General features: G+C 62.2%; 18 protein-coding genes. 7 read left to right on the forward strand and 11 right to left on the reverse strand.

The window, feature by feature from the left end; all coding sequences use genetic code 11:
• Positions 1–73 precede the first annotated feature (73 nt).
• Positions 74–610 carry a class IV adenylate cyclase gene (locus HF916_RS48635; protein ID WP_168795620.1) on the forward strand — a complete coding sequence of 179 codons (537 nt, stop codon included), beginning with the start codon at positions 74–76 and terminating at the stop codon, positions 608–610.
• Between the two features lie 67 nt (positions 611–677).
• Here HF916_RS48635 and HF916_RS48640 read toward each other — a convergent pair whose 3' ends face one another.
• The gene (locus HF916_RS48640) at positions 678–1,169 is read right to left on the reverse strand and encodes an Lrp/AsnC family transcriptional regulator (RefSeq protein ID WP_115781433.1); all 492 of its coding nucleotides are present in this window, start codon (positions 1,167–1,169) and stop codon (positions 678–680) included.
• Between the two features lie 147 nt (positions 1,170–1,316).
• Here HF916_RS48640 and phhA point away from each other — a divergent pair, with 147 nt between their 5' ends.
• Together phhA and HF916_RS48650 are read left to right on the forward strand one after the other, a co-directional pair.
• A complete protein-coding gene (gene phhA, locus HF916_RS48645; RefSeq protein WP_240975742.1) occupies positions 1,317–2,207 on the forward strand; it encodes a phenylalanine 4-monooxygenase in 891 nt (296 codons plus the stop codon).
• A 104-nt stretch (positions 2,208–2,311) separates the two neighbouring features.
• Positions 2,312–2,602, forward strand: a complete 291-nt coding sequence (locus tag HF916_RS48650) for a 4a-hydroxytetrahydrobiopterin dehydratase (RefSeq protein ID WP_168795622.1) — start codon at positions 2,312–2,314, stop codon at positions 2,600–2,602.
• 105 nt (positions 2,603–2,707) lie between these two features.
• Here HF916_RS48650 and HF916_RS48655 read toward each other — a convergent pair whose 3' ends face one another.
• The gene (locus tag HF916_RS48655) at positions 2,708–2,932 is read right to left on the reverse strand and encodes a DUF3717 domain-containing protein (protein ID WP_012434827.1); all 225 of its coding nucleotides are present in this window, start codon (positions 2,930–2,932) and stop codon (positions 2,708–2,710) included.
• Between the two features lie 228 nt (positions 2,933–3,160).
• Between HF916_RS48655 and HF916_RS48660 the strand changes: the two genes are divergently transcribed.
• Complete coding sequence (locus HF916_RS48660) at positions 3,161–3,847, forward strand: response regulator (protein ID WP_007180058.1); 687 nt, start codon at positions 3,161–3,163, stop codon at positions 3,845–3,847.
• Positions 3,848–3,981: 134 nt separating this feature from the next.
• Positions 3,982–5,487: a sensor histidine kinase gene (locus tag HF916_RS48665; protein WP_168795623.1), complete on the forward strand. Its 1,506-nt coding sequence runs from the start codon at positions 3,982–3,984 to the stop codon at positions 5,485–5,487.
• Positions 5,488–5,555: 68 nt separating this feature from the next.
• On the opposite strand, the gene HF916_RS48670 is transcribed toward HF916_RS48665, so the two are convergent.
• From HF916_RS48670 to mnmC, 7 genes are all read right to left on the reverse strand, one after another.
• Complete coding sequence (locus HF916_RS48670) at positions 5,556–6,080, reverse strand: SET domain-containing protein (protein ID WP_168795624.1); 525 nt, start codon at positions 6,078–6,080, stop codon at positions 5,556–5,558.
• Between the two features lie 218 nt (positions 6,081–6,298).
• On the reverse strand, positions 6,299–7,411 hold the full coding sequence (locus HF916_RS48675) for an NADH:flavin oxidoreductase/NADH oxidase (RefSeq protein WP_168795625.1): 1,113 nt from the start codon (positions 7,409–7,411) through the stop codon (positions 6,299–6,301).
• Positions 7,412–7,485: 74 nt separating this feature from the next.
• Positions 7,486–8,199 carry a glutamine amidotransferase gene (locus tag HF916_RS48680; protein ID WP_168795626.1) on the reverse strand — a complete coding sequence of 238 codons (714 nt, stop codon included), beginning with the start codon at positions 8,197–8,199 and terminating at the stop codon, positions 7,486–7,488.
• A gap of 126 nt (positions 8,200–8,325) precedes the next feature.
• Positions 8,326–8,964 (reverse strand): MarR family winged helix-turn-helix transcriptional regulator, encoded by a 639-nt coding sequence (locus HF916_RS48685; protein WP_168795627.1) that lies wholly within the window; start codon positions 8,962–8,964, stop codon positions 8,326–8,328.
• A 538-nt stretch (positions 8,965–9,502) separates the two neighbouring features.
• The gene (locus HF916_RS48690) at positions 9,503–10,618 is read right to left on the reverse strand and encodes a YbdK family carboxylate-amine ligase (RefSeq protein WP_168795628.1); all 1,116 of its coding nucleotides are present in this window, start codon (positions 10,616–10,618) and stop codon (positions 9,503–9,505) included.
• Between the two features lie 126 nt (positions 10,619–10,744).
• Complete coding sequence (locus tag HF916_RS48695; RefSeq protein ID WP_168795629.1) at positions 10,745–11,950, reverse strand: cation:proton antiporter; 1,206 nt, start codon at positions 11,948–11,950, stop codon at positions 10,745–10,747.
• 842 nt (positions 11,951–12,792) lie between these two features.
• Positions 12,793–14,763 carry a bifunctional tRNA (5-methylaminomethyl-2-thiouridine)(34)-methyltransferase MnmD/FAD-dependent 5-carboxymethylaminomethyl-2-thiouridine(34) oxidoreductase MnmC gene (mnmC, locus tag HF916_RS48700; RefSeq protein WP_168795630.1) on the reverse strand — a complete coding sequence of 657 codons (1,971 nt, stop codon included), beginning with the start codon at positions 14,761–14,763 and terminating at the stop codon, positions 12,793–12,795.
• A gap of 493 nt (positions 14,764–15,256) precedes the next feature.
• Between mnmC and HF916_RS48705 the strand changes: the two genes are divergently transcribed.
• The gene (locus HF916_RS48705) at positions 15,257–15,535 is read left to right on the forward strand and encodes an HU family DNA-binding protein (RefSeq protein WP_006050811.1); all 279 of its coding nucleotides are present in this window, start codon (positions 15,257–15,259) and stop codon (positions 15,533–15,535) included.
• A gap of 124 nt (positions 15,536–15,659) precedes the next feature.
• On the opposite strand, the gene HF916_RS48710 is transcribed toward HF916_RS48705, so the two are convergent.
• A complete protein-coding gene (locus HF916_RS48710; RefSeq protein ID WP_168795631.1) occupies positions 15,660–16,964 on the reverse strand; it encodes a GTP-binding protein in 1,305 nt (434 codons plus the stop codon).
• A gap of 142 nt (positions 16,965–17,106) precedes the next feature.
• Positions 17,107–17,553: a lytic transglycosylase domain-containing protein gene (locus HF916_RS48715; protein ID WP_168795632.1), complete on the reverse strand. Its 447-nt coding sequence runs from the start codon at positions 17,551–17,553 to the stop codon at positions 17,107–17,109.
• Positions 17,554–18,068: 515 nt separating this feature from the next.
• Here HF916_RS48715 and gspD point away from each other — a divergent pair.
• On the forward strand, positions 18,069–20,432 hold the full coding sequence (gspD, locus tag HF916_RS48720; RefSeq protein WP_168795633.1) for a type II secretion system secretin GspD: 2,364 nt from the start codon (positions 18,069–18,071) through the stop codon (positions 20,430–20,432).
• Positions 20,433–20,507 lie beyond the last annotated feature (75 nt).

Raw genomic sequence — 20,507 nt, forward strand, 5'->3', positions numbered from 1 at the left:
TGTCCTTCCCGGCAGCTTCGCCCCGGCAACACCGGAAGCCGCCGACCACTCGATCCTTCGACAGGAGCCTGACATGGCACGCAACATTGAAATCAAAGCCCGCGCCCAGCATTTCGAGCAACTCCGCGAACGCGCGGCGCAGCTCGCGCCGGACGCGCCGCTGATCTTCCGCCAGCAGGACTTTTTCTACGACGTGCCGCGCGGCCGCCTGAAACTGCGTCAGTTCGACGACGGCACGCCGGCCGAACTGATCTTCTATCAGCGCGACGACCGCGACGGTCCGAAGGCGTCGTATTACACACGTAGCCCGGTGACCAATCCGGAAGCCATGCACGCGCTGCTCGCCACCGCGCTGACCACGCGCGGCATCGTCACCAAGGAACGGCATGTGTATCTGACCGGGCGGACGCGGATCCATCTGGACCGGGTCGACGGTCTGGGCGACTTCGTGGAACTCGAAGTGCTGCTCGCCCAGGACGATGACGAAGAAGGCGGCCACGCCGAAGCGCATGCGATGTTCACCACACTCGGCGTGCCGGAATCGGATCTGGTGGCGGTGGCCTACGTCGATTTGCTGAGCCCGGACAGCGAGCCGAAACAAGCGGCATAAGACTGAGGTAATACAGGGCCGCGAGCGACGTCATCGCGCCCCGCGCCTCACCCATGCCGCCGCCGCATCAAGCGGCAGCGGTCCCCGGCGACAGATGGCCCAGCGGCAACGGACCATTGCGCTTGAAAGTGGTGAGCACGATATTCGAGCGGACGCTGTCCACGCCCGGTACGCGCATCAATTTCTTCATCACAAACGTCGACAGATAATTCAGATCGGGCGCGACGATGCGCAATAGATAGTCGGCGTCGCCCACCACGGCATGACATTCCAGTACTTCAGGCAGCACCTCGATCTGCTGCTGGAATTGCTCGATGATCGAATCGCCGTGGTGCTTCAATTTCAGACTGGTAAACGCGGTGACGCCGAGCCCGAGCTTTTCCGGCCGCAGCACGACGCGATAGCCGTCCACCACGCCCACCTGCTCCAGGCGCTGCAAGCGCCGTCCGATCTGCGACGGTGACAGCGGCACCTGCTCGGCTAATTGCTGATGCGTTGCACGGCCGAAGCGCTGAAGCACGTCCAGCAGCGCAAGATCGAAGTGATCCAGTTCTAACATGTCGAGTACCCGCATCGAATGGCTTATTAATGCACGATTATTGCATATCTAAGCCATAAACCGCCATCATTGCGCCCTTTCCGCACTGATGCCGCTCTACACTTGCATCACCGATATACACCAGCCATCACCGTAGAGCGCAGCATTATGCCGACCGCCAATACCGCCAAACTGAAAGAGCAATTCGACGCCGGCCTCGAAACCCGCGCCGATTTCACCATCGATCAACCGACCGAGCGCTACGGCGCGGTCGACCACGCGGTATGGCAACAGCTTTACGCACGCCAGACGGCGCTGCTCAAAGGACGCGTCTGTGACGAGTTTCTGGCCGGCGTCGACACCATCGGCATGCCGGCCGACCGCGTGCCGTCGTTCGACGAAATCAACGCGAAGCTCACGCCCGCCACTGGCTGGCAGATCGTCGCCGTGCCGGGCCTCGTACCGGACCAGGTGTTCTTCGAGCATCTGGCAAATCGCCGCTTTCCCGTGACGTGGTGGATGCGCCGGCCGGATCAGATCGATTATCTGCAGGAACCGGACTGTTTTCACGACCTGTTCGGCCACGTGCCGCTGCTGATCAACCCCGTATTCGCGGACTATATGCACGCGTACGGTCGCGCCGCGCTAGCCGCCCATGACGCCGGCGCGCTGCCGCTGCTCGCGCGTCTCTATTGGTACACCGTGGAGTTCGGGCTGATCCGCGACGCGGCGAGTCCGAACGGCGTGAAGATCTACGGCGCGGGCATCGTGTCGAGCAAGGGCGAAACGCTCTACAGCCAGCAAAGCGCCGCGCCGAACCGCCTCGGCTTCGACCTCGAACGCGTGATGCGCACGCGCTACCGCATCGACACGTTCCAGAAAACCTACTTCGTGATCGACGACTTCGCGCAGCTGTTCAACGTCGCGCAAACCGATTTCGCGCCGCTGCTGGCAAGGCTCGCGGCCGAACCGGCGGTCGCGGCCGGCGACGTCCTCGAGCACGATCGCGTCATCACGCGGGGCTCGCAGGAAGGCTGGCTGGCCGACGGCGATATCTGAAAAGCACGGCTGACCGGGCCGTCTGCGGGCGGGCGGCATCCGTGAAAAAATAGCGGATGCGCACGCCCACCGGCGTGCCTGTTCAGATCAAATGAGGTAGCGCCATGATTCACAAACTGACTTCCGAAGAACGCGCCACGCAACTCGCCGGCTTGCACGGCTGGCAAGCCACGGCGGGCCGCGACGCAATCCAGCGCCAGTTCAAATTCGCCGACTTCAACGAAGCATTCGGCTTCATGACGCGCGTGGCGATCAAGGCGCAGGAAATGGATCACCACCCGGAATGGTTCAACGTGTACAACAAGGTGGAGATCACGCTATCCACGCATGACGCCGGCGGCTTGACCGAGCGCGACATCAAATTGGCGACGTTTATCGACAGTATTACGGCGTAATACAGACGAGCAAGTACGTCTCAGGCGTGTTTATGCGCCGAACATCGAGTAATTCGGCAGCGATGAAAGGGCATTGCAGGTAATCCCTTGTCCAAACCTTCAGTTCTACAGGCTATTCTTAAGGTGCACGTAAGAATCCCATGCTTGCCTGGCAATCCCGTCCAAACGATCCGGTGATAGCGTGTGCTGACGCTGTACAATCATCAGCGCATACGGCTTGGAGAGCGCGCTTGCCTCCTTGCACAGAACGAGTTCGTCGCCGCTCGAAGGTGAGCGGGCGCGCCAGAAGTTGATTGCGGCTTCCAGTTCGTGAATGCTTATCTCGGACATGACTTCGTGATCGCTTTCGGGAAAACGCAGGGTCGTCCAAAGTTATCTCGGCCCTTCGGGAGACTGGTGCGATGTGACAGATCTAAAAGCGCCCGGTCGGCGCTTCAAGGCCGCTCGATGCCTGCTTCGTGCCGGTTCGGTACGGCCACGCCGCATGCTGCCTGTGCAGCAGGCGCCCCGGCGAACCGCTTGCCCAAACGCCTAACCCATTGTACTTGAGCGAAACCCATGCGACTCCTTCTGATCGAAGATGACCGCCCCATCGCACGCGGCATCCAAAGCAGTCTCGAACAAGCCGGCTTCACCGTCGACATGGTCCACGACGGCATTTTCGCCGAACAGGCCCTCACGCAAAATCGCCATGAACTGGTGATCCTCGATCTGGGTCTGCCCGGCATCGACGGCATGACACTGCTCTCGCGCTTCCGTCAGAGCAATCGTCACACGCCGGTGATCATCCTCACCGCGCGCGACGAACTGAACGACCGCGTACAAGGCCTGAATTCCGGCGCCGACGACTACATGCTGAAGCCGTTCGAACCCACCGAGCTCGAAGCGCGCATCCGCGCGGTCATGCGCCGCAGCGGTCCGCACGGCGATATGCCGCGTCCGGAAGTGTCGCTGGGCGGTGTGCGCCTGTCGGGCGTCGATCGCCGCATTTTCAACGACGACAAGCCGCTCGAACTCTCGCCGCGTGAATTCGCAGTGCTCGAAATGCTGCTCTTGCGTCATGGCCGCGTGGTCAGCAAGGCGCAACTGCAAGACCATCTGACGCACTTCGGCGGCGATCTCGGCGACACCGCGATCGAGGTCTATGTGCACCGGGTGCGTAAAAAGCTCGAAAGCTGCCGTGTCGAGATCGTCACGGTGCGCGGCTTCGGTTATCTGTTGCAGGAAATCCGCCAGGCCGCATAATCGTCATGAAGGCCGCACGCTCTGCTGCGGCCTGACGGCGCCGGGCCGGCGCCGCGCACTCGGTGCGCAATTCGCCGGCTTCCGGCGAAATTTCGCGGTGCTTGCGCCGTTGCTACTTTCCCGCGCGTTCGATCATGCCCCAGCCGGCCGCCAATAGTCTGCGCCGCACGCTGCTGCGGCGCCTCGCTGCTCCCCTTTCGCTGCTCGCGCTCATGAGCGGCCTGATCGCTTACTGGCTGGCCTGGCAGTACACGCAGCACGTGGTCGACCGTTCGCTCGCCGATCTCGCCACCGCCATCTCCAAACAGATCCAGATTGCCGGCCCGGATGCGCGTATCACGGTGCCGCCGCTCGCGCAGGCCATGTTCTCGGACCCGGTCGAGCACCTCGTTTACCGCATCAGCACCGGCGAAACGGAAATCGCCGGCGATCAAAATCTTCCGCTGCAAGGCACGAGCGTACGGCGCATGCATTACGCGTACGTATTCGAAACGGAGCATCAAGGCGTGACGGTGCGCGTCGCGCAGGTCCGGGTCGATCAGCCGACCGGCAATCCGATCGTCGTCGAAGTCGGTCAGCCGGTGCATCACCGGTTTCGCATTGCCGCCGAGTTTCTGGTCGCGATCATGATGCCGCTGCTGTTGCTACTGCTGGCGGGCTGGGTGATCGTGTGGCGCGTGGTCAATCAGCAGCTCAACCCGCTCACCGATCTCGCCGACTCGCTGAACCGGCAAACCCACACGTCGCTCGAACCGGTCGATGAAACCTATGTGCCCGTCGAAATCCGGCCGCTGACGGGCGCGCTGAACGCGCTGCTCGGTCGCCTGAAAACGGCACTCGACGGCCAGCGCAAATTTATCGCCGACGCCGCGCATCAACTACGCACGCCGCTGACCGCCGTCAAGCTGCATGCGGAGCAGGCGGCCGTCGCGCGCGACCCGCAGCAAACCCTGGCCGCCGTGCGTGAATTGCGCGCCGCGGCGGATCGCGCAGTGCGGCTGTCGAATCAACTGCTCTCGCTCGCGCGGGCTGAGCCGGGCGAACAGGCGGCTCGCTTCGTCAACGTGGACATGGCCGCGCTCGCATTCGACACGGGCGCGGAATGGGTGCCGCGTGCATTGACGTTCCACGTCGACCTCGGTTTCCAGCGTCTGGACGACCCCAGCAACGGCCATCCGTTGATGGCGCGCGGCAATCCCGTGCTGCTGCACGAGGTACTCGCCAATCTGCTGGACAACGCGCTCAAGTACGTGCCGCCGTCGCGCTTCGATGGCGGCCGCATCACCGTGACGGTGTCGCAAACGGTGATCGACGAATTACGCATGGCGGAGATCGTCGTCGAAGACAACGGGCCGGGCGTGCCGCGCAACCAGCAGGCCGATCTCTTCAAGCGGTTCTTCCGCGGCGACGGTCAGACCGATGCCGGCGTGGATGGCGGCGCCGGTCTCGGCCTCGCGATCGTCCACGACATCATGGTGCTGCATCACGGCAGCGTGCATTACGAGGACGCACCGGAAGGCGGCGCACGTTTCATCGTGCGCATTCCGCTCGTGCCGATCACCGTGCAGAGCGACGTGGAAACCCTTGAACCAAGGCGCCCGGCAAAAAAATCGGCGTACTCGGCGCCTGTGGATTTCTGACAGTCTAGATGCTTGACGGACGCCTGAATCGATTGCCAACGTGATCGATTCAGACAGCCCATAAATCATCATTTCTTCTTCGCTTTCTTCGCCGACGTTTTGCCCTTGCTGGCCACCTTCTCGGACTTGCCCGCGCCCTTCTCCTTCTCCGGCAACGCCAGCATCGTGCCGCGGCACTTACGCGCGCCGCAACGGCATTCATATTCCTTCTTGAGCTTCTTGGTCTGACGCGCGTCGATCACAAGGCCATAGTCGTAAAAGACTTCTTCGCCTTCCGCGATATCGCGCAACGCGTGCACAAACACGTGACCGTCGATTTCTTCGGCTTCGCAGTTCGGCGCACAGGAATGGTTGATCCAGCGCGCGCTATTGCCGTCCACTTTGCCGTCGATGACCTTACCGCTGTCGAGCGCGAAATAGAACGTGTGATTCGGTTCGGCCGGATTATGCGGATGACGGCGCAACGCTTCTTTCCAAGAGATCCGCTCGCCCTTGTATTCGATTAGGCGCTCGCCGGCCGCAATCGGTTCGAGGGCAAACACGCCTTTGCCGTGCACACCCGAACGGCGCACGGCGATCCTGCGTGAACTCATTGAATGAATCCTTGTGAAGAACTGGGGGTGAAGTTTGGCAGCCGTCGAAAATGCCCGCGTCTGACGCGCTGCTTTTTTCTGACGTGGATAGCAAACGCGGCGCCTTGCGAGCGCCGCGTCGACCTGCGACGCACCTGCGCCACAACCGGCATCCTACACGCTGAAGACGGCTTAGTTCAACCGTCAAAAAGACGCGTACGGATGACGGCTTGCCAACTTCACCGTTGTCCGAACGAAATGTCGCCGAACAGTGCCTTTTGCTCGCGCGGTTGCGAACGCCAGTACTGCGGCGGCGCTTCGACCGTCGCGCCGAGCTGCGCCGCGGCGTGCCACGGCCAACGCGGGTTGTATAGCAACGCGCGGGCCAAGGCGATCAGATCGGCGTCGCCGGCTTCGATCAGTTGCTCGGCATGCAAGGGGTCGGTGATAAGGCCCACGCCGATCGTCGCGAGGCCGGTGGCCTCCTTGACCGCCTTGGCAAAGGGGATCTGATAACCCGGTTCAAGCGGAATCTTCTGCAACGGCGAGACGCCGCCGGACGACACGTCGATCCAGTCGCAGCCGCGCTTTTTCAGTTCCTGCGCAAACGCGATCGTGTCTTCGAGCGTCCAGCCGCCTTCGACCCAGTCGGTCGCGGAAACACGCACGCCGACCGGTTTGTCAGCGGGAAATGCAGCGCGCACGATATCGAATATTTCAAGCGGAAAGCGCATGCGGTTTTCAAGCGAGCCGCCGTAGTCGTCGCCACGCTGATTGGCGATCGGCGAGAGGAACTGATGCAGCAGATAACCGTGCGCCGCGTGCACTTCCAGTCCGTCGACGCCGAGACGCGCGGCACGGCGAGCCGAGGCCGCGAATGCTTCGCGAATACGGTTCAGCGCAGGCGTGTCGAGTGCCAGCGGCGGCTCTTCGCCGGCCTTGTGCGGCAACGCGGACGGCGCGTGCGGCAGCCATCCGCCTTGCGACACCGGAATCAGCTGGCCGCCTTCCCACGGCGCCTGGCTCGACGCCTTGCGCCCCGCGTGCGACAACTGCATCGTGACCTTGACGTGCGAATGCTTGCGGATCGCGGCCAGCACAGGCACGAGCGCGGCTTCCGTCACGTCGTCCCACAAGCCGAGATCGCCGGGTGTGATGCGGCCTTCCGGCTCGACCGAGGTCGCCTCGATGCACAGCATGCCGGCACCGGATAACGCCATGCTGCCGAGATGGATCATGTGCCACGCCGTTGCCTCGCCACGGTCGGCGGAATACTGGCACATCGGGGACACGACGATACGATTGGGAAGCGTCACGCTACGCAGCGTGAGCGGAGAAAAAAGCGCGCTCATGGATTACGCCCAGTAGAAACCCGAGAGCGATCGAGCATAGCACCGCAAGTGATTTAGTGCTGGCCCATAGCCTTTCAGGGTTTCGCCTCGACCTGATCGAGCCACTCGCCGAACATCCGGCACGCGGCGGCTTCGAGCGCGGGACCGAACTTTGCGGTCTCGGCCCGCAACTGGCGCGCGTCGATGCCGTGGCCAATCAGTTCACCGGCGTTGCCGATCAGCCAGGGCTCGAAGCGATCGGTACGAATCTCCGGATGACACTGCAGACCCAGCACATGATTGCCCCAGGCGAACGCCTGGTTTTCGCAGGCCGGCGTCGAAGCAAGACGCGTTGCGTTGTCAGGCAGATCGAAGGTATCACCATGCCAATGCAGCATGGAGGTCTGCGCGCCGTCCAGATGACGGACCGGCGAAGCGCGGCCGGCGTCGGTCAGCGCCAGCGGTGACCAGCCGAGTTCGGTTTGGCCTGCGGGATAGACGCGAGCGCCAAGGGCACGCGCGATCAATTGAGCGCCCAGGCAGATGCCGAGGGTCGGCAAACCCGCTGCGATGCGTTTCTCGATCATGGACAGCAACGGCACCAGCGTCGGATAAAGCGCGTCGTCGGTTGCGCTGATCGGGCCGCCGAGCACCACCATCAGCGATGCGGCGACCGGGTTCGGCGCCTCGATGCGGGCAAAGCCGACATCGAGATAACGGACCGGGCGCCCACGCTCGCCGAGCACCAGCTCGAGACTGCCCAGATCCTCGAAGTGCACGTGGCGAATGGCCAGAACTTCGCGATTCATCGGCCTGCCCACCTTCAGGTTGACTAAAGACTTGCCGCCACGCGGCACCCGTCGGCTGACGGGCGGCAAACGCCGCCCGCCGAAGCCGGCTTGGCAGTGTAGCGGATTGTCCCGGAAGAAGCCGCCTTATTGGGCGAAGATCTTCCAGGTCTTCTTCTGGGTGGCGACGTCGGCAATTTCATACACCGAGCAGTCGAGGCGCAGATCCGTATCCGACATGTTCAGATCGAGCAACGCGCAATGATGTGGCGTCTTCTTCGGGTTCTTGCTCGGCTCGAAATGCGTGCAGCTCAGACACATGCGGTGCGGCGGGATCGTGCCTTGCGCTTCCAGCTGATGAACGGTCTTGAGCAGCGTGCGATAGAACACAGCCTGCTCGTCGTCACGCAACGTGCCGACCGCCTTGGCCAGGAAGTCCGGCCATTGCGCCGCGCGCTTCGCGGCCGTACGGCCACGAGCCGTCAGACGGACCGCGAGGGCACGGCCGTCGTCGAGGGCCCGGCGCTTTTCGACCAGCCCTTTGGTTTCGAGCGTGCTGACTGCATCACTGGTCGTCGCGGCGGTGAGCGCCGTTTCACGGGCAATTTCGCCGAGACGCATCGGGCCTTTGCGCTGCATCAGCAAAACCAGAATTTCGCCCTGGGTGGGTGTCAGGCCAGCGCCTTCCGCCCATTCCCAAGCCTGGCTCCGCATTGCCGTGCTCAATCGCAATAGGCTGTGGGTCACCCGCCCGGTCGCCTGTTCTCCGTATACGCCTTCGCTCATAATCTTCGATTGGTTTATTTACAGCTTTCGTACGATGCCGGCGAACTGCCTGCCGACCGCGCCCGTAGCCTGTGTGGGGTAGCCTCGCCCAACTGCGACAAGACGGTTTTCTACTATCTCAAAAATTTACCGCCTTGCAAGGCAAAGCAGCGAAAACGACATTCTATGCGAGAGCGGCGAATCGTACAGCTAACTTATCCAACACAAGCTGTGGATAACCACGGGAAAACTCAGGGATGGCTTGTGCGCCGATTCTTGATAAGCACCCAGGCCTGGTCCACCTGTCACAAAGTTGTCCTCGTATACCGCCGCCGATGCGCCCTCGATCAGCTCAGTTATGGTTTACGCAGCGCATTGACTTTGCAGGGAATTATTCAGTTGTCCACAGGCAGATGCAATGCTTGTTAACTACTACTACGTTTGTATACGTTAACGCTATAAAAACCTAAGGCACGCCGAGCTGGAAAATTAATTTATTGAAAAAAACCCGCTCGAGGCGGGTTTCCTTACGGTTTCACGCAGGCCATCCTGCCTTCGGTTAGGCCCGCCACTGCAAACACTGCTGTCTGACGGCTTCATGCAGAGACTTTTCCCGTTCGACCACACCGCGTAGCCAGGTTGCATCGTTGACCTGACCGCGAGCGATCGCGCCGATCTCGGCAAGGGCGTTGCCCGAACCCAACGCTTCGGCGTGCGGAGCAATCAGATCCAGCGTTTCGAGGATGTCTTCGGAAATCGTCTTGCGCTCGCCCGTTTGCGGATTGATGCAGGTGCCGGCCAGACCGAAGCGGCATGCTTCGAAACGATTGAACGTGTAGACGAGGTAATCGTCTTCTTGCGGCGTGATCGGTTTGTCGAGCAGCAGATGCCGGGCAAGCGTCTGGATGTAGCAGGCAATCGCCGCCGCGCGATCCACCGAAAACGGCGTGTCCATCACACGAACTTCGATCGTGCCGAAACCCGGCTTCGGCCGAATGTCCCAGTAAAAATCTTTCATGCTGTTGACGACACCGGTGTGAACCATCTTCGAGAAATATTCCTCGAAGCTGTCCCACGTCAGCACGAACGGCGCGCGGCCCGACAGCGGGAACGCGAAGACGGAATTCAGTCGTGCCGAATGAAAACCGGTATCGACACCCTGCACGAACGGCGACGACGCGGACAATGCGATGAAATGCGGAATGAAGCGCGACATCGAATGCAGCAGATAGAGCGCGCTGTTCGGATCAGGGCACCCGATATGTACGTGCTGGCCGAACACCGTGAATTGCTTGGCAAGATAGCCGTACAACTCGGAGATGTACTGAAAGCGCGGCGTATCGACGATCTGCCGCTCGCTCCATTGCTGGAACGCGTGCGTGCCGCCGCCGCATAAGCCGACGTTCAGGTGATCTGCTGCTGAAACCAGCGTGTCGCGAATCTTGCGCAAGTCGGTGACGGCCTGTTCATGCGTCGTGCAAATGCCGGTCGACAACTCGATCATGCTTTCGGTGATTTCCGGCGTGATGTTGCCGGGGATCTTTTCGTCCTTGATGAGGCGCAGCAGATCCGAGCCGGCTTTGGTCAGATCATAGTCGTGCGTATTGACGATCTGCATCTCGAGTTCGACACCGAATGTGAACGGTTTCGAATCGATGAAGGGTTCGAGTGACATGGCGTCCCCTGAGTCAGGTCGGCCGGGTGTGGGTCACATGCCCGGCCGTTTTTGAATCGAATTAAGTCGGATAAAGCGCGTCAAGCATCGAGCTTTGAACGGCGCAGCACGCTCATTGGCTTGCGCTTACGCTTCGCGCCGTTCAGCGACGAGCGCAAGGCTGCGATAGACGAGCCACGGCCCGAGAATCTGCAGCACGAAAATGGAACACATCACGATCGCGCGCAGTTGCGGATCGAAGTTCGGATACAGGTTGTAGGTGTCGTCGACCAGCAGATACGCGAGCGCCGACATCGGCGATAAGGACAGACCGAGCGCCATCCCCTGCTTCCAGTTCAAACCGCTCGGCTTGGCAAACGCCAGCACGCCGACCAGTTTAGCGACAAGGCGCGCAACAATCAGACCGAGCGCCGCGACGCCGCCAAGCGCGATGTCTTTCCATTCGAACGAAGTCAGCGTCAGCACGAACAGAATCACCGTCAACAACCAGCCGGCCGTGCCGAAGTGCTCCGGCCACAACTGCGGACGCGCTTCATGATTCTTCACGATGATGCCGGCGGCCAGCAACGCAAGAATGGTCGACAGCTTGAACAGATGCGCGACCGCGATGGCCAGCAGCACGAGGCCGAACAACGCGACGAACGAGTGCTCGTCCTGCATGTTCAAACGTCGATAAAAGAAGGTGCAGGTGCGCGCGAGCAGATACGCGAGCACGAGCGAGCCGACCAGCAGATAAAGCGGCTGCAGGATGGTCGCGAATACGTTGCCGTACATCTCCTGATGCAGCCAGCTCGACACGAGCTTTTCGATCACCACGGCGTACATGCTGTTCAGGGCGGTCAAAGTCAACAGACGCTGGGTGACCTGGCCTTCCGCGCGCAATTCCGTTTTCAGCTGAATCACCATGGCCGGCGACGTCGCCATGGCGATCGCGGCGAGCACGGTTGCCACCATCAGCGGCACGTTCAGGAACAGCAAGACAGGCAACACGAGCGCGAATGTCAGCGTGGCTTCAGCGACGCTCGACAGAATCAGCCAGGGATTGCGACGAATCCAGCGCAAATCGAGCCGGCTGCCGAGTTCGAACAACAGCAAACCGAGCGCGACGTCGAGCAGCGGCCGCGCCGCGCTCGCGGAATCGGCATCGATCACGCCCGAACCGGCCGCGCCGGCAATCAGACCAATGACCGCATAGCCGGAAATGCGCGGTAAACGCCACGCGCGATAGCACAGCTCACCGCACAGACCGGCGGCGAGCAATGCGAGACCAGCCCAAAAAATGGCGTCGGGTGAAAGCGGCCAGGCTGGAAAAAATGAAAACGCCGAATTCATCGTGATGGGTTCTCCTTAGCAGCAACGGCAGGCGACACGAACCGGCGCAAACACCGGCGAGCGGGGTGGGCACATGAAGCGCTCACTGTCGCGATCGCTTCGCGTGGCCAGCGTTGCGAGTTTTCAACGATCGGATGATCTGAATGCGCGGCAGCAGCAGGGAGCCTGGCGCATTCGGGGTGCGGCCGTAGCAACCGGCACGGTGAAAGAACGCCGTCGACTTTGAATCAGATTCTGATTGCGCGGCACCGTTCCGTTTACTGCGTGTGCCGCTGTAGAGACAAGGCACGACGCGGAAAAGAAGGCGATTGTGCCATAGCTTTTTCAGCCTTGACCGAAAAGGCGCGAACATGCTGGTAAAACGGTAAAAACGTACGTTATCTCGCCGACATGAGGAAAAACCGACCGTTTTGGGCGCGAATCCGGCCGGGCAGACGGCTAGTTTGACCGCGGCAGATGTGCTTTTCGGGACATCGCCGCAGAAGTTTTGCACGGTTTAGGAGGGGGCAAGCTCCGCCGATAAGCTCTGCTCCAGCCACGGTCTTTCTGTTTACAGGTTTACCGTATGTATACGTAGTAACAGTTAACAAGGTGCCTCGGTTTCTGTGGATAACTCCTGTTTACCGAAATGAATCATCGCTTTGCCGACGGCATAACCGGATGCACAGCATGTGGGCGAGCGGCGCGTATACAAGGGTAACTTTTGGCGATTTTCGGCGACGGCAAAGTTACCCCGTTTACGTCCACAACGGTTCCACACCCGTTGCGCCGGTAAACGGCGTGGTTATCCACAACTCTCAGTGCATAACTCATCTGCCGCGCGTGCTAGGGGGAGCCTGCAGTTAACTCACCGTCCCCTGACGCAATGCGCGCAACAGGAAGCGCGCCGGGTCGACGTCTTCAGCCAGATCCCGTTCGAGTGGCCACGGTTCGCCTTCCAGTTGCGAGGCGATCAGTTCCGCGCCGAGTGCCGCCCATACGAGGCCTCGCGAACCGTACGCAAAAGCACCGTACAGGCCGTCCGCGCGGGGCAGATCGAGCGGCCATGCGCCCCGCAGACGCTGGGCATCGAGCGCTGCCTGCGCTTCGTCGGCGAGCTGGCCGATCATCGGCATGCGATCGCTGGTGACGCAGCGAAACGCGACGCGTCCGGTCAAGTCCGCCGACCGAACCCGATCGACGACTCCCGCGAACGCCGGCAGCATCTGCGCGACGCGCTCGAGGTTTTCCATGTGGCCGTCCGCGCGCAGCGATGTCTCGGGGTCGTCGAGCTCATAAGTGGCGCCGGTTAACGTCACGCCGTCCGCCAGCGGCACCGCGTAGCCTTCGCCGATCACCGGCATCTGAAGCGGCGGCAGCACCGTGCCGGCCGGCAGCAAAGTGAGTTGGCCGCGAATGCTGCGAGTCGGCGCGCGCTGCAAACCGGCGATGCGCGCGGCATCGTGCGCGCTGGCGACGATCACCACCGGCGCATGGGCGATGGCCTCGCCCGAGGTGTCGAATACGGTCCATTGGCCGCTGGACCGCTCGATCCGCGCGACGTCGACACCGAAGCGGCGCTCAAGCAGTTGACCCGCTGCAGCGCACTGCGCGGCGCACAGCGACGCCGGGTCGATCCAGCCACCTTGTGGAAAGAACCATCCGCCGCGCGCGAGCGGCATCCCGGCGAGCCGCTGAGCTTCGTCTGAAGAGACAGGCGTCACGTAGTCGGACGGATAGCCGAACGCGTCGATCGCTTCGCTGATCGAACGGGCTTCATCGTCGTCCGCGGCAATCTGCAACAAGCCTTGGCCGCCGCGCAACGGCGCGTGTCCGAGCCGCTCGAGCGCGGCCCAACGTCTGAGCGCATACAGAAAGCCGGCACGCGTGACGCGCGAGGCGACGCTGTCGTCGCGCGAAATCATGGGATGGAACACGCCGGCCGGATTGCCTGATGCCTCCTGCGCCACCGAAGCGTGCCGCTCCAGAGACGTGACGCGCCAGCCGCGCGCGGCGAGCCGTTCGATCACCGCGCAGCCGGCCAACCCCGCGCCGATCACCACCGCATGCCTTTCGTCGACCGCGAGCGGCGCCGGCGGCTCATAACGGCGCACGCGCCAGCGCGGCGCGAAATGGCCGACCAGCATCGCCCGTTTCCAGCCGAAGCCGTCTACCTTGCGGTACTCGAAGCCGCATTGCGTCAACGCGCGTTTGATGTCGCCGGCGCTGCTGTAGGTGGCGAAGGTGGCGCCCTCGCCTGCCAGCCGCGCGAGTGCCTTGAAGATCGCCGGGCTCCAGAGTTCGGGATTCTTGGCCGGCGCGAAGCCGTCGAGGTAAAACGCATCGGCGCGCAGCCTCAAGGCAGGCAGGCTCTCCTGCGCGTCGCCGAAAACCAGCGTGAGCACCACGCGCCCTTCATCGAATTCAAGCCGATGCGTGCCGGGGACGAGCATCGGCCAGGCGTTCGCGAGCGCTTCCGCGAGGGCGGCAATCCCCGGATCGGAAATCGTCGCTGCAACCACCTTGCGTAAATCGGCGACGGTAAAGGGATGCTTCTCGGTCGACACGAAATGCAGCCGCTCGCAGCGCGACGAGTCGGCGCGCCACGCGGCCCAGGTCATCAGAAAATTGATGCCCATGCCGAAGCCGGTTTCCAGCACCGTGAAAATGCGGCGGCCCTGCCACCGGTCGGGCAGCGAATTGCCGCGCAGGAATACGTAATGAGCCTGTTCGAGACAGCCTACGGCGCTGTGATAGATGTCGTCGTAAAGCGGCGAAAAAGGCGTGCCGTTGTGGCGAAAAGCGAGGACGGCGGGGATCAGCGGATCAGTCATGCGCGACGGAAAATGACGCTCGGAAAAATGCCCCCAGACCTGTCGCTTCGCGCCAGGCGCCCCGAGGGCGGTGAGAAAACTTGGGGCGGCCCGGCGGTTACTCACGCGCGGGTAGAACGTTACCGCGCGCGCGCAGCTCGCCGGACGGCGAAATAGACGCGCCGAACGTTGGCAAAAACCAACGCCAGGCCCCGTCCATACTGGGTTTCAGGCCTCGGTTGAAGGTCGCCGAACGCAAAAATTGCGATTTCCTTGCGATATCGACCCCGGAACCGCGTAAATCTTCGAAACCCTTGTCCTGATTGGGTTTGCGCTGCGCTATCATAGCAAGCGCCGCGAAGGGAGCGGCAGCACGGCCGACGGACAGTCATCAGTCCGGCGCTATTGGTCCGGAGGGGATCCGGAGCCGGCGCTGCTCGACGGCGCGGCCCGCGCACGTATAATCGGCGCGTTCGCGCTGTTCGTGTCAACCTAAACTCAGAAAGGAACCTTAATGAACAAACAGGAACTGATCGACGCCGTCGCAGGACAGACGGGCGCCAGCAAGGCTCAAACCGGTGAAACGCTGGACACGTTGCTTGAAGTGATCAAGAAGTCTGTGTCGAAGGGTGATGCGGTCCAGTTGATCGGCTTCGGCAGCTTCGGTTCGGGCAAGCGCGCAGCGCGTACGGGTCGTAACCCCAAGACCGGCGAAACTATCAAGATCCCGGCCGCCAAGACCGTCAAGTTCACGGCTGGTAAGGCGTTCAAGGACGCAGTCAACAAGCGCTAAGCAGATTGCTGCCAGGCAGTTGACACCCGCCAACGGCGGGTTTTTTTTCGCCTGCGCATTGTGCATGGGAAAGCCGCGACGGGCGTCGCGGCTCGATTCCGCCGAGCGGCGAAGGCCGTTCAGTTCAGTCGTGACGATGCACGATTTCACCGTGGCCATGACCGTCGTGGTCATGATGATCGTGGTCGTCTTCGTCGAAGTCCCAGGCCGGGAACGGGTCGGCGAATTGCTCCCAGGCTTGCGGTCCCTGCGCGTATTCTTCATCGGTCAAGAGACACGCGTCGAACTTCGCTTGCCAGACCGCCGCGTCGATGTCGACGCCGATCATGACCAGCTCCTGGCGACGGTCGCCAATGCTCAGATCGTTCGGATCGCCGTACCAGTCCGCGGCGATTTCGGCGGCCAGCTCGTCGTCGCCATCGGGCCACTCGCTGCGATCCTGAGCGGCCCACCACATGCCCGCCGGACCGTGCCGGCACGCACCGCCCGCCTGCGAGAGCGAACCGGCGATATCGTTACGCGTGGCCAGCCAGAAGAAGCCCTTGCTGCGCAGCACGCCCTTCCACTCCTGATGCAGCAACGCCCACAGGCGTTCCGGATGAAACGGCCGGCGCGCCCGGTAAATGAAATTGCCGATGCCGAACTCGTCCGCCTCACCGTGATGAGCATGGCCGTGTTCGTGGTCATGCTCGTGATTGAGCGACGCCAACCATCCCGGCGCGCTCGCCGTCTCGTCGAAATCGAAGCGGCCGGTGTTCAGCACCTGCGCAAGCGGCACCTCGCCGAAGCGGGCGACCACTTGCACCGCGCGCGGGTTGATCCGGCCGAGAATGCGCTGCAGGCGCGTGAGCTCGTCGGCGCTCACCAGATCGGCCTTGTTCACCACCAGCACGTCGCAGAATTCGATCTGCTCGATCAGCAACTCGACCAGCGTGCGGTCGTCTTCCTCGGTCGCGGCGATGCCGCGCTCGGCGAGTGCGTCGGCCGAACCGTAGTCGCGCAGGAAGTTGAACGCATCGACCACGGTCACCATCGTGTCGAGCCGCGCGACGTCGGAGAGCGACGCGCCTTCGTCGTCGACGAAGGTGAAGGTTTCGGCGATCGGCATCGGCTCGGCCACGCCGGTCGACTCGATCAGAATCGCGTCGAAGCGCTGTTCCCCGGCCAGACGCTTGATCTCGATCAGCAGATCGTCGCGCAGCGTGCAGCAGATGCAGCCGTTCGACAGCTCGACGAGTTGCTCCTCGACGTGAGAAAGCGCGGCGGCATCGCGCACGAGGGTCGCATCGATATTGACGGCGGCCAGATCGTTGACGATCACGGCCACGCGCAAACCCGCGCGATTCGCGAGGATGTGATTCAGAAGCGTGGTCTTGCCGGCGCCCAGAAAACCGGAGAGCACGGTGACGGGCAATAGCGGCTGGTTCATCGCAGTACGGAGAAGCTAGAGGATTGGAAGGCGTGCCGGGCTCGGGGCCGCATGACTGCGGACCGCAACGAGGTCGAGCCTCGACGGCGGCACGAAGCCGCATTGTGCATCAAAACGGGCGGAGGTCGCGGGACAGGCCGGATCAGCGCGCTGCCGGCATCAGATTCCACTTGCGCAGGATCGCGGCGATCTGCTGCGCGTACTTGTCCCGCAGCGTCGGCGTCTCGGAGTGATAGGCGCCGATTGCCTGCCAGGTATTGCCGTACTTGTTCATCTGGCGGCGCAGATGCCATGCGGCTATATAGACGTTCTTGCACGGCTCCATCAGCGTGCCTTGCGAGATGCCATATTGGGCGAGCACGGGCAGATGGATCGAATTGATCTGCATCACGCCGTAGTCGGTCGAGCCGTTCGAATTTTTATGCGTTGCGTCGGGACGATTGTGTGACTCCTGCCACGCAATTGCGCGCAGAATCAAGGGGTTGACCTTCTGATACTTCGCTGCTTCGTCAAAGCAATCGGCGCGCGCGGACCCTGCTGCTATCAGCACGGCAAGTCCTACTGCGACGGTGACGAAGCTTCGTTTCATCAGTCAAGACCACTAAGCAAAGCGCAAGAGTAAGGTTCGGTAAGGCATCGCATCGGCCATACTTCAGCCACTGACAGCCGCCGGGCCACGCTGGCCGGACGTTTGTCGGACATCGGGGAAAACCCGCGTCGGCAACCCGCAACCAGGGACCCGAACGGCTCGTATCATACCGGCAGGCGGACCCCCGTCAAGTTGGCTAACCGACATAAGAGAGCAGAAAACGAAACGTTTTCGCGCCCATCGCCCGGCTTTTCTTCAGCTTTCAATTGCTTGACAACAGGTGGCGGTCTCTAGAGAAATCGCACGAGACAGTTCGTTTTGTGACAAATCCGACATGAAAAACTGTTACTGTTCATTTTTTTCGGACATCGGGCGGTGGGCAACGAGGACGATGATCGTCCGCGAGGCCGGCCGGCAGATCGACAGGGCGGCGGCCTGCTCCCATGTCCACACTGCATGACCGTCGGCGGCTACGGCCGTCGGCATCGATACCCTATTCCATGAGAAGAAATCGTATGGCTTTGCGTCGCGTCGCAACGGCGCTGCTGGTGGCTGGCTTGATCACCGCGCAGACAGCACAGGCACAGGTGACACTGAACTTCGTCAACGCGGACATCGACCAGGTGGCCAAGGCGATTGGCGCGGCAACCGGCAAAACGATCATCGTCGACCCGCGTGTGAAAGGTCAGTTGAATCTCGTGTCGGAAAACGCAGTGCCCGAAGATCAGGCGCTGAAAACCTTGCAGTCCGCATTGCGCATGCAGGGCTTCGCGCTCGTGCAGGACCACGGCGTACTGAAAGTCGTGCCCGAGGCCGACGCGAAGCTGCAAGGCGTGCCGACCTATGTCGGCAATGCGCCTACGGCCCGCGGCGACCAGGTGATCACGCAGGTATTCATTCTGAAGAATGAATCGGCCAACAATCTGTTGCCGGTGCTGCGTCCGCTCATCTCGCCGAACAATACCGTGGCGGCCTACCCCGCCAACAATTCGATTGTAGTCACCGACTACGCCGACAACGTGCGGCGTATCGCCCAGATCATCCAGGGCGTGGATTCGGCGGCGGGCCAGTCGGTATCGGTGGTGCAGCTGAAGAACGCCAATGCGATCGACATCGCCACGCAACTCAACAAGATGCTCGACCCGGGTTCGATCGGTAGCACGGACGCGACGCTGAAGGTGTCGGTCACCGCCGACCCGCGCACCAACTCGCTGCTGATCCGCGCGTCGAACGGCGCGCGTCTCGCGGCGGCGAGGCAACTGGCGAAAGAACTCGATACGCCGACCACCATGCCCGGCAACATTCACGTCGTGCCGCTGCGCAATGCGGACGCGACGAAGCTCGCCAAGACCTTGCGCGGGATGTTCGGCAAAGGCGGCGACACCGGCTCGTCGAGCAACTCGAACGACGCGAATTCGTTCAACCAGAACAGCGGCGGCGGCATCGGCGGCAACAATTCGACGGGCTCGTCGGGTACGCCGCCGCTGCCGTCGGGCGGACTCGGCAGCAGCTCCCTGGCTTCGCCGATGGGGGGCAGCGGCAGCGGGGGCGGATATGGCGCGGGCGGCGGTTCCAATACCGGCGGCTTCGGGAACGACAAGGACAAGAGCGACGACAATCAGCAAGGCGGCATGATCCAGGCGGATTCCGCGACCAACTCGCTGATCATCACGGCGGCCGAGCCGGTGTACCGCAATCTGCGCGCGGTGATCGACCAGCTCGACGCACGTCGCGCGCAGGTCTATCTCGAGGCGTTGATCGTCGAGTTGAACTCGAACACCAGCGGCAACCTCGGCATTCAGTGGCAGGTCGCGAACAATTCGATCTTCGCCGGCACCAATCTACAGACCGGTAGCAGCAACAGCATCGTCAATCTGACGGCGGGCGCCGTGGCGGCCGGCGCAACCGGCGGTCTCGCCGGCGCGCTCGCTGCCCAAAATCTCCAGCAGGGTCTCAACATCGGCTGGATTCACAACATCTTCGGTGTGCAAGGACTCGGCGCGCTGCTCCAGGCGTTGTCGCAAACCGCCGATGCGAACGTGCTGTCGACGCCTAATCTCATCACGCTCGACAACGAGGAAGCGAAGATCGTCGTGGGTACGAACGTCCCTATTCAGACGGGTTCGTATTCGAATCTGACGAGCGCGACGGCGACTTCGGCGTTCAATACCTACGACCGCGTCGACGTCGGTCTGACGCTGCACGTGAAGCCGCAAATCACGGACGGCGGCATTCTCAAGCTGCAGCTCTACACCGAAGACTCGGCGATCGTCACTGGCACGAACAACGCGGCGACCAACCCGGCCGGCCCGGAATTCACCAAGCGTTCGATCCAGTCGACGGTACTCGCCGATAACGGCGAGATCATCGTGCTGGGCGGCTTGATGCAGGACAACTACCAGGTCAGCAACAGCAAGGTGCCGCTGCTCGGCGATATTCCGTGGATCGGCCAGCTGTTCCGCTCGGAACAGAAGACCCGTAACAAGACCAACCTGATGGTGTTCCTGCGCCCTGTGATCATCAACGATCGCAGTACCTCTCAGGCCGTGACGTCGAATCGCTACGACTACATTCAGGGCGTGCAGGGTGCGTACAAGCAGGACAACAATCTGATGAAGGACAACGACGATCCGGTGGTTCCGCCGATGCCAATCGGTCCGAGCCAGGGCGGGTCGCCCGCGATGAATCTGTTCGATCTCGACAAGATGCGCCGTCAGCAGTTGGCGCCGCCGCCGGCCAACGGCGGAGCGCCCACGGTCGTTCCCGCGCCGGCCACGAATGGTGCCGTGCAGACGAATCCGGTCACCGTGGCGCCGTCCACTCAGAGCAATCCGGTCACTGTGACGCCGTCCACGGCGTCGCCTGGAGTGCGGCCGTGAGCACGCCGTCCACGCCGCCGTCAGCGTCTGCTACGTCAGCCGCAACGCGAGCCGGTGCCGCGACGCAAGCGACGC

The organism is Paraburkholderia aromaticivorans (assembly GCF_012689525.1).
In the GTDB taxonomy this organism is placed as follows: Bacteria; Pseudomonadota; Gammaproteobacteria; order Burkholderiales; family Burkholderiaceae; genus Paraburkholderia; species Paraburkholderia aromaticivorans_A.

Excerpts from the sequence above, each read along its gene's own strand:
- HF916_RS48635 (WP_168795620.1), top strand. The coding sequence starts at position 74 with ATGGCACGCAACATTGAAATCAAAGCCCGCGCCCAGCATTTCGAGCAA.
- HF916_RS48640 (WP_115781433.1), bottom strand. The coding sequence starts at position 1,169 with ATGTTAGAACTGGATCACTTCGATCTTGCGCTGCTGGACGTGCTTCAG.
- phhA (WP_240975742.1), top strand. The coding sequence starts at position 1,317 with ATGCCGACCGCCAATACCGCCAAACTGAAAGAGCAATTCGACGCCGGC.
- HF916_RS48650 (WP_168795622.1), top strand. The coding sequence starts at position 2,312 with ATGATTCACAAACTGACTTCCGAAGAACGCGCCACGCAACTCGCCGGC.
- HF916_RS48655 (WP_012434827.1), bottom strand. The coding sequence starts at position 2,932 with ATGTCCGAGATAAGCATTCACGAACTGGAAGCCGCAATCAACTTCTGG.
- HF916_RS48660 (WP_007180058.1), top strand. The coding sequence starts at position 3,161 with ATGCGACTCCTTCTGATCGAAGATGACCGCCCCATCGCACGCGGCATC.
- HF916_RS48665 (WP_168795623.1), top strand. The coding sequence starts at position 3,982 with ATGCCCCAGCCGGCCGCCAATAGTCTGCGCCGCACGCTGCTGCGGCGC.
- HF916_RS48670 (WP_168795624.1), bottom strand. The coding sequence starts at position 6,080 with ATGAGTTCACGCAGGATCGCCGTGCGCCGTTCGGGTGTGCACGGCAAA.
- HF916_RS48675 (WP_168795625.1), bottom strand. The coding sequence starts at position 7,411 with ATGAGCGCGCTTTTTTCTCCGCTCACGCTGCGTAGCGTGACGCTTCCC.
- HF916_RS48680 (WP_168795626.1), bottom strand. The coding sequence starts at position 8,199 with ATGAATCGCGAAGTTCTGGCCATTCGCCACGTGCACTTCGAGGATCTG.
- HF916_RS48685 (WP_168795627.1), bottom strand. The coding sequence starts at position 8,964 with ATGAGCGAAGGCGTATACGGAGAACAGGCGACCGGGCGGGTGACCCAC.
- HF916_RS48690 (WP_168795628.1), bottom strand. The coding sequence starts at position 10,618 with ATGTCACTCGAACCCTTCATCGATTCGAAACCGTTCACATTCGGTGTC.
- HF916_RS48695 (WP_168795629.1), bottom strand. The coding sequence starts at position 11,950 with ATGAATTCGGCGTTTTCATTTTTTCCAGCCTGGCCGCTTTCACCCGAC.
- mnmC (WP_168795630.1), bottom strand. The coding sequence starts at position 14,763 with ATGACTGATCCGCTGATCCCCGCCGTCCTCGCTTTTCGCCACAACGGC.
- HF916_RS48705 (WP_006050811.1), top strand. The coding sequence starts at position 15,257 with ATGAACAAACAGGAACTGATCGACGCCGTCGCAGGACAGACGGGCGCC.
- HF916_RS48710 (WP_168795631.1), bottom strand. The coding sequence starts at position 16,964 with ATGAACCAGCCGCTATTGCCCGTCACCGTGCTCTCCGGTTTTCTGGGC.
- HF916_RS48715 (WP_168795632.1), bottom strand. The coding sequence starts at position 17,553 with ATGAAACGAAGCTTCGTCACCGTCGCAGTAGGACTTGCCGTGCTGATA.
- gspD (WP_168795633.1), top strand. The coding sequence starts at position 18,069 with ATGGCTTTGCGTCGCGTCGCAACGGCGCTGCTGGTGGCTGGCTTGATC.